Here is a 12,122-nt window from a genome sequence, read left to right on the forward strand (position 1 = left end):
GGTTCTGCGGGGCCGTCCCCATACAACACAGAACCGCCGGGTCGTCCCGACGGCATTGTACGTTCAAGTCTAGCCGCCGCAGGCGAGTTTCGCACGGCCGTCGCCACCATGCGCAGCCGGTGCACACGGACGGCGATCGATAGACTCGTTCAATGCCCAAATCGCCCGCGAACACGCCGCCGAAAGTCCGGCTCCCCTTCGAGGTGTGGGCGCTCGTCGCCGGCGGGTTCACCGTCGCGCTGGGCTATGGCGTCGTTGCACCAGCGATCCCACAGTTCGCGCTCGAGTTCGGCGTGAGCACGTTCGCAGCATCCGCGATCGTGAGCGCCTTCGCGCTCATGCGTCTTGTGGGAGCGCCCCTCGGCGGCTGGTTCGTGAGCAGGTTCGGTGAGCGGGCGACGTACACGACCGGGATCCTGATCGTCGCCGCTTCCACGGGCGCCGCGGCGTTCGCAATGAACTATCCTCAGTTTCTCGTCTTGCGCGGGCTCGGCGGCCTCGGGTCAGCGATGTTCACCATCGCCGCGACAGCCCTCCTCGTCGAGGCGAGTCCTCCGCAAGGCAGAGCCCGCGTGGCGAGCGTCAACGCGGCGGGCTTCCTCCTCGGAGGCCTGCTCGGCCCCGTGCTCGGCGGCGTCGTCGCAGGCTTCGGCATCCGCGCGCCATTCATCTTCTACTTCTTCACGCTCGTCGCTGCCGCGATCCTCGTCACCATCGCGCTTCGCAGCAAGCACGCGCTGCCGCGTACTGCCGACGGCCCCCGCCAGGCTGGCGAGGAGCTGCAATTGCGAGATGCCCTTGCCCTGCCGACGTACCGCTCACTCCTGCTCTCGGTATTTGCGTTCGGCTGGACTTCGTTCGGTGTTCGGGTGTCACTGATCCCGATCTTCGTCGCCGTTGTGTTCGCTGGCGACGCGACGACGGCGGCCTGGGTACTCGCGGCGTACGCAGCGGGCAACGCGATCTTCATCTTCCCCGCTGGTCGGTGGAGCGACTCGATCGGCCGCACGCCGCTCCTGTCGTTGGGGCTCGCCGTGCTCGCCGCGGCCTTCCTCGCGTTCCCGTTCGCGGGATCGCTCTGGGTCGCGATGGCGATCATGGTCGTCGCCGGCGCGGGCTCGGCGCTCGCGAACCCTGGCCACCAGGCGGTCCTCGCCGACATACTCGGGCAGCGCCGCGGTGGCATGGTCGTCTCGACGTTCTCCATGTCGAGCGACCTCGGCGGGGTCCTCGGGCCGCTCATCGCGGGGGCGATCGTCGACGTCGCCGGCTTCGACTGGGCATTCGGGCTCACCGCCGCGCTGCTCGCAGCGGCTGCCATCGGGTGGCTCGCCACGGCGAAGCACACCGCCGCGCTGACAAAGGGCTAGCCGGGCGGCGCGAACCGCGCCCGGCTACCCGCCTACTCGCCTTCGAGGTCGTCGAGCCCAGGCATCCAGGTCAAGCCGGGGACTCCCCAACCACGCTTGCGCTGGATCTTCTGCGCCGCACGATTCTCCGGGTGAACGAGCCTGTCGACATAGAGCAGGCCGTTCAGGTGATCGAACTCGTGCTGCATGATGCGCGCGAACCAGCCGCTCGCCTCGACCTCAAAAGGCTTCCCGTCGATGTCCTGCGCACGAAGCAGGGCACGCGAGGAGCGCCGCAGCGCGAACCGTTCGCCCGGGAACGAGAGGCACCCTTCAACCTCATCTTCTTCGGGGAGCCCCGGCTCGAGCGGCGCGATCCACAGCTCAGGGTTGATCGCGACGCCCTCGGCGGGCGCCTCGTCCTGATCCTCGTACATCCAGACAAAGATCCGCTGCCCCACGCCAACCTGCGGCGCCGCGAGGCCGACACCCGGCGCCGCGACAGTCGTTTCAAACATGTTGTCAACGAGGGTGCGCAGCTCGGCGTCGAACTCGGTCACGGGGGCCGCCGGGCGGTGCAGAACGGGCTCGCCGCAGATGGTGATTGGGAGAATAGCCATGAACTCAAGCCTACCGGCGCGGGTAGACTGGAGACGACCGCATCCCCCGTAATTAGGAGTCACCTTGTCGAACGCCCCCGCAGAACAGATCGTCTGGATCGACTGCGAAATGACAGGGCTCGACACCGACAACGACGGACTGTGCGAAATCGCCGTCATCGTGACCGACTTCGAGCTCACGCCGCTCGACCCCGGCTTCGACATCGTTATCAACCCGGGCGAGGCCGCGCTCGCTCACATGAACGACTTCGTGCGCAACATGCACGAGACGTCGGGGCTGCTCCCCCGCATCGAGGCTGGCGTGACGCCAGCCGAAGCGGAGAAGCAGGTCATCGAATACATCAACAGGTTCATTCCCGAGGGCAGGCGGCCACTCGTCGCTGGCAACACCATCGGCATGGACCGCCGGTTCGTCGCGAAGTACCTGCCGACGCTCGAGGAGCGCTTGCACTACCGCTCGATCGACGTGTCGACGATCAAGGAGCTGTCGCGCCGCTGGTACACGAGCGCCTATTACGCGGCCCCGGAGAAGCGTGGCGGCCACCGCGCACTCGCAGACATCGCGGAGTCAATCCAAGAACTCGCCTACTTCCGCGGAGCCGTCCTCGTTCCCGGTAGCGGTCCCGATTCGAAATCCGCGAAAAAGCTCGCGGGCGCCGTTTCACAGCAGTACGCCGCGCTCGTTGACGGCACCCCGGAGCAGCCGGAGGAGCCAGTCGAGCCCACCGCTTCACCCGCGAAGTAAGGGCTGGCGTTCCGCACCCTCACCGCCAGTGGCACCCGGGCACTCTGCCTCCGTGCCTCCCCGGCGCTCTAGCGCGCGCTACCCGTCTGTCGACTCGGCGCTTGTTGGTTCGGGATCGTCGACGCGGCCCGCGACGATCAGGATCAGTCTGCGCAGCACCCCCAGGTCGATGTCCTCGAACTTGCGCACATACACGCACCCCGCACCCTCGGTGTACTTCCCGAGCGCGGGCAGGAGCGCAGCGCCCGCCGGCAGATCTTTCAGGCCGTAGAGCGACAGCTGCGCCTTTCGCGGCGCTTTGCTGGCGCGACAGCATCAAGAAAATCGGCGACATCGGCGTCGCTCGGCTTCGTCTTGATCTCAGACACGCCCCAAGTACCGCACCCGTTTTGGCAACGCACTATCGTCTGGGCTATGCTGGTCAGGTTGCCAAGTGAGCTCGCTCACTCGGACACATGGTGGCTATAGCTCAGTTGGTAGAGCACCGGCTTGTGGTGCCGGTGGTCGCGGGTTCAAGTCCCGTTAGCCACCCCACGCAGTATTGAGGCCCGTAGCTTGAGAAATCCTCTCAAGCTACGGGCCTCAGTCGTTTTCGTGGAGCTGTCGACGCCACCGCGCGCTGCGGCCGTGGTTCATCGGTCGCGCCCCAGACTGGCGGGATAGGCTCAGGCCATGACTACCCTCGAGCGTTTCGACCCAACCGGCATTCAGCGCGTCCTCTGCATCGTCGCGCACCCCGACGATATGGAGTACGGCGGGTCCGCCGCCATCGCCGAATGGACGTCGCAGGGCATCGAGGTCTCCTACCTCCTCCTCACCGCCGGCGAGGCAGGGATGCGGGGCGTCTCCCCCGAGATCGCCGGCCCGCTGCGCGCCGCAGAACAGCGAGCCGCCTGCGACGTGGTCGGCGTAACCGACCTCACGATCTTGGACCTCCCGGACGGCCTCGTCGAACACTCGATCGAGACGCGCCGCCGCATCGCGCACGCGATCCGGAAGGCTAGGCCCGACGCGGTCTTCACGATGACCTGGGATCTTGAGGCAGGCTGGGGCCTCAACCACGCAGACCATCGCGCGACGGGCCTCGCCGTCGTTGACGCCATTCGCGACGCCGACAATCCGTGGCTCTTCCGCGAACAACTGACCGACGGCCTTACCGAGTGGAAGACGACCTGGCTCATCGCAACCGCGCACCGGCCAACTCACGCGATCGAGGTCTCAGAGCAAGCGCTTGAGCTCGGGATCGCGTCGCTCGCTGCGCATCGCGATTACCTCGCAGCATTGCCGGATCACCCGACGCCACACGACCTTGTCACAGGCGTCCTCACTGGAGGCGGCGAGCAATCCGGCTTGGGCTACGCGCTCCCGGTGCACGCATACCGGATGGGATAGGCGCAGGCTTGCGTTCGTCCACCTCAAAGCGCCATGACGAATCCATATCTTGTTGAGGCGCAGTTCGAACTGAGCCGCTAGGGTGAGAATATGCTCGATGTGTCACGCGATGAGTTTGAGGCGCTAGTCTCAGACGGCCTTGACACGCTTCCTGACGAGATGCTCGACCATCTCGATAACGTCATTTTCTTGGTCGAGGATAAGCCCGAGGACGGAGCGGACACGCTGGGCGTCTACGAAGGGTTCTCGCTCGCAGAGCGCGAGGCATACGGCTTCGGCGAGGAACCCGATCGCATCACACTCTTCCGGCTCAACCTTCTCGCCCACTGCGAGGACCATGACCATCTCGTCAAGGAGATCAGAGTCACACTCGTCCACGAGGTCGCTCATTTCCTTGGTCTCTCCGAGGAGCGAATTCACGAGTTGGGGTGGGGATGATGACTGACCACGTGCCCGGAGCAAGGCAGAGCCCGCTCGACGAGGGCGCGGTCGCGGTCGCCCCGGCAAAGCCGTGGCGAACAGTCGTCTGGGACGACCCAGTGAATCTGATGTCGTACGTGAGTTTCGTCTTCCGATCCTACTTTGGGTTCACACCGGAGCGAGCAGATGAACTCATGCTTCGCGTGCACAGCGTCGGGCGCGCAGTCGTTGCTGAGGGGTCGCGCGAAGCGATGGAGCTTCACGTTGAGGCCATGCACGGCTACGGCCTGTGGGCGACAGCGGAGCCGGAGGATCAGTCTTGAGGCTGCAGCCGGGCGACGGCGGCGTCGCGATCCTGTTCGCGCCCGAGGAGGCAGGCGTACTCAAGCAGCTCGTCACCCAGCTCATCATGCTGCTCCAGAGTCACAGTGGGACGCCGCTCGATCCTGACCCGCTGTTCGCGAGCCTCGAGATCGGCGGCTCCGATGAGCGGCCAACGGACCCGGCCCTCGCGCGCCTGTTCCCGAACGCGTTCGCAGATGAGGATGACGCGGCGCAGTTCCGCCAAGTCACCGAGCAGGGGCTCATTAACCGCAAGCTCCAGGACGCCCAGCTCGTCATCGGCGACCTGGATGACGGCTCCGGCGAAGCGGACAGCGGCCACAACACCGATCCGTTCGACGAACTCGTGGATGACGTCGACATCGACGGTGGCAACCCGATCTCTGTGAACATCACGCCAGACTCGTTTCTCGCGTGGGCGCGCACCATCACGGCGCTTCGTCTCGCCATGGCAGCGCGCATCGGACTCGAGCGCGAGGAAGACTACGATCGTCTCATCGACGAAGACGCGACGCGTGGCACCGTGCTGGTCTACGACTGGCTGGCAGCGCTGCTCGAGGCAGTGCTTGCGGTGTCAGCCGCGCAGAGTGAGGACTGAGCCGGCTCTGAGCAGGGGCTGGGTCAACGCTTGCGAAACCGGGCCAGTCTTCGAGCCGCGGCCTCCCCTACCCAGGGTCTTGGAGTGACCGGTGATCGACAACCTCTCCGCGACCTCCAAGGAGCCGCGCCGACGTGAGTCCCGCCGCCCCGAACTTCCCTCGAACCTCGTCGACCGCCGAGTCAAGCGCGCGCCACTGCTCATCATCGTCCCAGAGCGCTTGCCCCTCGCTACCTGCGGGGATCAGCTGCTCGGCGCGCACTCCGATGAGCCTGACAGCCCGAGGCAGCCTCCCCTCGGGTGAGAGCGCGGCGAACAGCTCCCGAGCGGTGCGATAGACCCGCTGCGTCGCGTTCGTCGGCTCCTGCAGCGTGCGCGAGCGGGTCACAGTTTCGAAGGTGTCCCACCGAACCTTAATCGCGATCGTGCGCGCTTCGAGCCCGGCGTCTCGGAGACGCTCCGAGGTTCGCGTCGAGAGACGCAGCAGCTCTCGCTCAAGTTCACCTACATCAGCCACGTCCACCGCGAAGGTTTCTTCATGCCCGATACTCTTTTCGACTCGTGTCGTTTCGACGTCTCGGGCGTCGCGACCGTTCGCCAAATCGTGCAGGCGCTCAGCACTTGCGTTGCCAACGATCTGCCGGAGCGAGGCAAGGGGCTCCCGCGCGAGATCGCCAACTGAGTGAATCGCGCGCGTCTTCAATGCCCGCTCGGTTGCCGCTCCGACTCCCCACATCGCTTTGATCGGGAGCGGATGCAAAAACTCGAGGGTGCGCGCTGGCGGTATCTCGAGTATCCCTTCGGGCTTTGCGCGTTGGGACGCGAGCTTCGCGACGAACTTGGTGCCGGCGAGGCCGACTGAGAGCGGCAACTTCGTCTCTGCGAAGACGCGCTCCTTGATCTGCCTGGCGATCTCAATCGGCGGGCCGAACAGGCCAACAGAGCCGGCGACGTCGAGGAATGCCTCGTCAATGCTCAACGGCTCAACGAGCGGGGTAAACTCCCTGAAAATCCCCATCACGGTGCGTGACGCGAGGCGGTACTTCTCGAACACCGGGGTCACGAACACGATCTGTGGGCAGAGCTGCCTGGCCCGCGCGATGGGCATTGCCGAGCGCACACCGAACTTCCGCGCCTCGTAGCTCGCGCTCGACACAACTGATCGCGAGGTGTCGTGAGCGGCGGCGACGGGAAGCCCGCGCAGCTCCGGGCGATCAAGCAGCTCGACTGACACGAAGAACGCGTCCATGTCGACGTGCAGAATCGAGGCCGTCTCCCTCAGAACTTCGCTCACCCGTCCATCTCACCACACACCGCTGACATGCGACGCACCGCACCGCCCGCGGGTCGCGCTCCCCGTGTCGCGAGCTACGAGGCGCTGAGCACGAGCCGCGCGAGTGTCTCGTCGACGACAACATCGGTCAGTAGCCCCGCTGCGAGCGCGCCTCTCAGCGAATCACGCTTCGTTGTGCCGGAGACGACACAGATGCGCTGCGGCGCACGCCTGACAACCTCGAATGACGGCCCGCTCGATCTGTCGTTAATCGGGATGCCGTCGGTGCTGCCATCGAGCCTGTAGAACCGGCTCGCACAGTCACCGACAACGCCCTCGGCCGCGAGCTGATTCAGGTCTTCTGCCCCCAGGTATCCGCCCGAGTAAATGTGGGAGCGCGGGTCTCCGATGCGCGAGCCAAGCCCAAAGACGAAAAGGTTGGCTGCGGCTTGCATGTCAAGCACCCGCGACACCGAGCGTTCGCGCCACAGGGCTTCGCGCGTCAGCGGGTCGTCAAAGATTGCGGGCACCGGGAGTTGGAAGACTTCCGCGGAAAGCCGTTCGGCGAAGCCGCCGAGAAGTTCGGCGGTGTATTGAACGCCAGTCGAGTAGACGTTGGCTGCACCGTTCATCTGCACGAGCTGCACGCCGGGTTTCGCGCTCGCCGGGAGAAACCGTGCAACCTCACTCATCGTGGATCCCCAGGCGAGGCCGACGATTGAGCGGGGCTTCACGCGTGCGGAGATGATGTGGGCCGCGGCTTGCGCGGTGCGCTCGAGCTGTTCAGCTTCCGAGAGCTTCGCCGACACGGGTACGACGTGCGCGGCGACCCCGAACTCGTCCGAGAAGCGCTGCTCGACGCGTGATCGTGCTTCCTGGGGTGAGTGGATCCTGATCTCGACGAGCCCTGTCTCTTTCGCGTAAGAGAGCAGGCGCGATACCGAGGAGCGGGAGACACCGAGCTCGGTTGCGATCGCGCCCATCGTATAGTCCTGCCTGTAATACAGGTGCGCTGCTGCGAGCGCCTCGCGCATTTTCACAGCTTTTCGGTCTCCGGGCACGAGGATCCTTCCGTTCAGGCTCCAGTTTTGCACATATGTGCAGCAGCTTTGCAATTCAGTTCATCAGACGAGCATGCTGATGGGACACCCACAGAAAGGTCTCAGCCATGGACGCCAGCCAGGACTCGATCCGACCCGACGTAGCCCGTCTTCGCGACAGGCCACGCGCGGACGTCCTCATCATTGGCGCAGGCATCAACGGCATCGCGACATTCCGTGATCTCGCACTGCAGGGCGTCGACGTTGCGATCGTGGAGCGTGGAGACTTCGTCTCAGGCGCATCGTCGGCATCGAGCCACATGATCCACGGTGGGATCCGCTACCTCGAGAACGGCGAGTTTCGGCTCGTTCAGGAATCAGTCACCGAGCGCAATCGGCTCCTCAGGACCGCGCCGCACTACGTGCGCCCACTCGAAACCACGATCCCGATCTTCTCGACGTTCTCCGGAATCCTGTCAGCGCCGTTCAGGCTGCTCGTCACTCACGGGCGCGGGAAGCCGCGGGAACGCGGCGCCGCGCTCATCAAGATGGGCCTCATGATGTACGACACGTTCTCGCGCGACGGCGGGCAGGTGCCGAAGCACCGCTTCCACGGCAAGAAGAAGTCGCTCTCGGAGCTCCCGGCGATGAACCCAGACATCAAGTACACGGCGACCTACTACGACGCCTCTATGCACGACCCAGAGCGGCTCGCGCTCGACGTGCTCCGCGACGGCGAGCTCGCCGGCGGCGCCCATGCCCGCTCGGCGAACTACCTTAGCGCTACCGGCATGGGCGCATCCGGCGTCACCCTTCGCGACGAGACGACCGGCGACGAGTTCGAGTTCTCCGCGAAGGTCGTGCTCAACACAAGCGGCCCCTGGACCGACCTCACGAACAGCGCACTCGGCGAGCGCACCCAGTTCATGGGTGGCACCAAGGGATCGCACGTCGTGCTCGACCACCCAGAACTCCTCGCTGCGACAGATGGCAGGGAGATCTTCTTCGAGCACTCGGACGGTCGGATCGTGCTCATCTACCCACTCAAGGGCCGCGTGCTCGTCGGGACAACAGACATCGACGCCGACCCGGCACAGCCCGTCGTCTGCACCGACGATGAGGTCGACTACTTCTTCGACCTCATCGGCCAGGTATTCCCCACCCTCACGGTCGACCGCTCCCATATCGTCTACTCATTCTCTGGCATTCGCCCCCTTCCGCACCACGACGACACCGCGCCAGGCTTTGTCTCCCGCGACTACAGGATCGTGCGTTCAGACGCACTCGGAGTGCCGGTGCTCAGCCTTGTCGGCGGCAAGTGGACAACGTTCAGGGCACTCGCCGAGCATCTCGCGAACGACACCCTCGAGGTGCTCGGTCGCGCGCGATCAGTGAGCACCACGTCACTCACAATCGGCGGCGGATCCGGGTTCCCGGCCGACGCAAACGCTCGCGTGCGGTGGATTACGGAGCACGCCGACGGACGCGACTCAGGTCGCGTCGAGCGCCTGCTCGAGCGCTACGGCACCCGCGCAACCCAGGTGCTCGAGGCGACGCCCGAGCACGAGGAAGACCTGTCGGGCCTCGCCGGCTACACCGCAGCCGAACTCGCACACCTCGCAGCTACCGAGCAGGTCGTGCACCTCGACGACCTGCTGCTGCGCCGCTCGTCGATCGCGTTCACCGGCGCGCTCACGCTCGACAGCGTCACGGCGGCCGCCGACGCCATCGCACCGGCGCTCGGTTGGAGCGAGGCCCACACAGCTACGGAAGTAGAACGGTTCGTTGCGCTCATGCGTGACGCTCACCGGATCGATATCGCAAAGGGGGGAACCTTTACCGCCGGCTAACACGCAGCCGGATGCGCGGAACGCCCCACACGTGGCGTATCCGCACACCTTGTCACCGTCGGCGCGCACCCATGCGCGCTCTCGCGCTGGCGACACCCGCACCCGCGGGCCGCCAGCCTTTCGAAAGGTCAAAGAAGACAAATGAATGAGATCAATCTCGGGCTGTATTTCCTCTCCGAGTTCGTCGGTACGGGCCTACTCGTACTCCTCGGCTGCGGCGTTGTCGCAAACGTTGCGCTCGCCAAAACCAAGGGAAACGCTGGCGGATTCCTGATGGTGAACTGGGGCTGGGGCCTCGCAGTATTCATGGGTGTGCTTGTGTCGGCATACTCCGGCGCGATCCTGAACCCCGCCGTCGGCATCGGCCTGCTCGTCGCAGGCACGATCACTGCCCCGATGTTCTTCGTCGCGTTCGCCGCCGAAATGCTTGGCGCCATTGTCGGCGCGATCCTCTGCTGGGTGAGCTACAAGCAGCACTTCGACGATGAGCCCGAGCCCGCAAACAAGCTTGGTGTGTTCTCGACCGGCCCGGCGATGCGATCGTACGGCTGGAACTTCGCTACCGAGGTCATTGCGACCTTCGTGCTCGTGTTCGTCATCTTCGCATTCGCGGACTACGGCGACATCGAGGTCGGTGTGCCAGGAGGCCTTGGCCCGCTGGCAGCACTCCCAGTCGCCCTTGTCGTCGTCGGTATTGGCGCGTCGCTCGGTGGCCCAACGGGCTACGCCATCAACCCTGCCCGTGACCTTGGTCCGCGCATCGCACACGCCATTCTCCCGATCAAGGGCAAGGGATCGAGCGACTGGGGCTACGCTTGGGTTCCAGTCCTCGGCCCGCTCGTCGGCGGCGCCATTGCAGCTGTCGCAGCTCCCGCACTTCTCGGCCTCGCAGCGTAAGCTCACACGCGAAAGGAAGACACCATGTCACAGTACGTAGTCGCAATCGATCAGGGAACTACCTCGACTCGCGCGATCATCTTCGACAAGGCGGGGTCGATCATCTCCGTCGGGCAGAAGGAACACGAGCAGATCATGCCGCAGGCAGGCTGGGTCGAACACGACGCCGCCGAGATCTGGCAGAACACCCAGGAAGTCATCGGCATCGCGCTTGGCCGCGCCGACCTCACCCGGCACGACATTGCGTCAATCGGCATTACGAATCAGCGCGAGACGACTGTCGTGTGGAACAGGCACACAGGCGAGCCCGTCTACAACGCGATTGTTTGGCAGGACACGCGCACGCAAGACATCGTCGACCGCCTCGCGGCAGACGGTGGAACCGATAGGTTCAAGGACGTCGTTGGCCTCCCCCTCGCGACCTACTTCTCGGGCACGAAGATCGCATGGATCCTCGAAAACGTCGAGGGCGCCCGCGAGGCGGCGGACGCAGGCGACCTTCTCTTCGGCACGACAGACTGCTGGGTCCTTTGGAACCTCACCGGCGGGCCCGAGGGTGGCGTGCACGCAACAGACGTCACGAACGCCTCGCGCACCCTGTTCATGGACCTCGCAACGCTCGAGTGGCGCGAGGACATCCTCGACGCGTTCAGCGTTCCGAAGTCGATGATGCCTGCAATCAAGTCATCCTCTGAGGTGTACGGCGTTGCCGAAGACTCGTCGCTGCTGCGCGAGACCCCCATCTCGGGCATCCTCGGCGACCAGCAGGCGGCAACCTTCGGCCAAGCCGCATTCGAGGCCGGCGAGTCAAAGAACACCTACGGCACAGGCTGCTTCCTCATCTTCAACACCGGGGAAGACATCGTCCACTCGAAGAACGGCCTGCTCACCACCGTCGGCTACAAGCTCGGCGACGGCCCGACACACTACGCACTCGAGGGCTCGATCGCTGTCACCGGATCGCTCATCCAGTGGCTCCGCGACCAGCTCGGCATCATCGAGTCAGCTCCCGACGTCGAGGAGCTGTCTGCGAGCGTCCCCGACAATGGGGGCGTCTACATCGTCCCCGCCTTCTCAGGGCTGTACGCCCCGTATTGGCGCCCTGACGCGCGCGGCGCGATCGTCGGACTCACCCGCTACGCGAACAAGGGCCACATCGCCCGTGCGGCGCTTGAGGCGGTTGCGTTCCAGACCCGCGATGTGCTCGACGCGGTGAACGCCGACGCGGGCGTCGATCTCACCGAGCTGAAGGTCGACGGCGGCATGGTTGCGAACAACGCCCTCATGCAGTTCCAGGCCGACGTGCTCGGAGTGCCTGTCGTACGCCCTGTCGTCGCTGAGACGACTGCGCTCGGCGCCGCATACGCTGCGGGGCTTGCAGTCGGGTTCTGGAGCGGCCTCGGCGAGCTCTCGGCCAACTGGCAGGAGGATCGCCGGTGGGAGCCGTCAATGGATCAGGCTGAGCAGGAGCGCCAGCTGCGCCTCTGGCGCAAGGCTGTCACCAAGTCGATGGACTGGGTGGACGACGACGTGCGCTAGCACCAGTTGCAGCGAACGGGCGGGGTGAGGATCATATGATCCTCACCCCGCCCGTTC

At 65.2% G+C, this 12,122-nt stretch carries 12 protein-coding genes and 1 tRNA gene; 10 read left to right on the plus strand and 3 right to left on the minus strand.

Annotated elements, in window-relative coordinates:
* Window positions 1-152 precede the first annotated feature (152 nt).
* Window positions 153-1,370, plus strand: a complete 1,218-nt coding sequence (locus tag ACF07D_RS09265) for an MFS transporter (RefSeq protein WP_391504713.1) — start codon at window positions 153-155, stop codon at window positions 1,368-1,370.
* A 32-nt stretch (window positions 1,371-1,402) separates the two neighbouring features.
* Here the strand turns inward: ACF07D_RS09265 and def are convergent, their stop codons facing one another.
* Window positions 1,403-1,969, minus strand: a complete 567-nt coding sequence (gene def / locus ACF07D_RS09270; protein WP_119284098.1) for a peptide deformylase — start codon at window positions 1,967-1,969, stop codon at window positions 1,403-1,405.
* Between the two features lie 64 nt (window positions 1,970-2,033).
* Here def and orn point away from each other — a divergent pair, with 64 nt between their 5' ends.
* From orn to ACF07D_RS09300, 6 genes are all read left to right on the plus strand, one after another.
* A complete protein-coding gene (orn, locus tag ACF07D_RS09275) occupies window positions 2,034-2,714 on the plus strand; it encodes an oligoribonuclease (RefSeq protein ID WP_391504714.1) in 681 nt (226 codons plus the stop codon).
* 458 nt (window positions 2,715-3,172) lie between these two features.
* Window positions 3,173-3,248: transfer RNA gene (locus ACF07D_RS09280), tRNA-His, on the plus strand.
* 138 nt (window positions 3,249-3,386) lie between these two features.
* A complete protein-coding gene (locus tag ACF07D_RS09285) occupies window positions 3,387-4,106 on the plus strand; it encodes a PIG-L deacetylase family protein (RefSeq protein WP_391504715.1) in 720 nt (239 codons plus the stop codon).
* 90 nt (window positions 4,107-4,196) lie between these two features.
* Window positions 4,197-4,544 (plus strand): metallopeptidase family protein, encoded by a 348-nt coding sequence (locus ACF07D_RS09290; RefSeq protein WP_119284101.1) that lies wholly within the window; start codon window positions 4,197-4,199, stop codon window positions 4,542-4,544.
* Window positions 4,541-4,849, plus strand: coding sequence for an ATP-dependent Clp protease adapter ClpS (clpS, locus tag ACF07D_RS09295; protein WP_183075231.1), 309 nt, complete (start codon window positions 4,541-4,543; stop codon window positions 4,847-4,849). The genes ACF07D_RS09290 and clpS overlap by 4 nt, the downstream gene beginning before the upstream one ends.
* The gene (locus ACF07D_RS09300) at window positions 4,846-5,466 is read left to right on the plus strand and encodes a DUF2017 family protein (protein ID WP_119284103.1); all 621 of its coding nucleotides are present in this window, start codon (window positions 4,846-4,848) and stop codon (window positions 5,464-5,466) included. The genes clpS and ACF07D_RS09300 overlap by 4 nt, the downstream gene beginning before the upstream one ends.
* Window positions 5,467-5,533: 67 nt before the next feature.
* On the opposite strand, the gene dinB is transcribed toward ACF07D_RS09300, so the two are convergent.
* Together dinB and ACF07D_RS09310 are read right to left on the minus strand one after the other, a co-directional pair.
* Window positions 5,534-6,760, minus strand: coding sequence for a DNA polymerase IV (gene dinB / locus ACF07D_RS09305; protein WP_391504716.1), 1,227 nt, complete (start codon window positions 6,758-6,760; stop codon window positions 5,534-5,536).
* A gap of 74 nt (window positions 6,761-6,834) precedes the next feature.
* Entirely contained in the window at window positions 6,835-7,800 is a 966-nt protein-coding gene (locus ACF07D_RS09310) for a sugar-binding transcriptional regulator (protein ID WP_370647803.1), read from the minus strand.
* A gap of 107 nt (window positions 7,801-7,907) precedes the next feature.
* On the opposite strand from ACF07D_RS09310, the gene ACF07D_RS09315 reads away from it, so the two are divergent.
* From ACF07D_RS09315 to glpK, 3 genes are all read left to right on the plus strand, one after another.
* Entirely contained in the window at window positions 7,908-9,629 is a 1,722-nt protein-coding gene (locus ACF07D_RS09315) for an FAD-dependent oxidoreductase (RefSeq protein ID WP_391504717.1), read from the plus strand.
* Between the two features lie 141 nt (window positions 9,630-9,770).
* Window positions 9,771-10,526 carry an MIP/aquaporin family protein gene (locus ACF07D_RS09320; RefSeq protein WP_119284107.1) on the plus strand — a complete coding sequence of 252 codons (756 nt, stop codon included), beginning with the start codon at window positions 9,771-9,773 and terminating at the stop codon, window positions 10,524-10,526.
* A 24-nt stretch (window positions 10,527-10,550) separates the two neighbouring features.
* Window positions 10,551-12,065: a glycerol kinase GlpK gene (glpK, locus tag ACF07D_RS09325; protein ID WP_391504718.1), complete on the plus strand. Its 1,515-nt coding sequence runs from the start codon at window positions 10,551-10,553 to the stop codon at window positions 12,063-12,065.
* The last annotated feature ends 57 nt before the right edge of the window (window positions 12,066-12,122 follow it).

This window comes from Leucobacter sp. NPDC015123 (assembly GCF_043080205.1).
GTDB classification, from domain to species: Bacteria; Actinomycetota; Actinomycetes; order Actinomycetales; family Microbacteriaceae; genus Leucobacter; species Leucobacter aridicollis_A.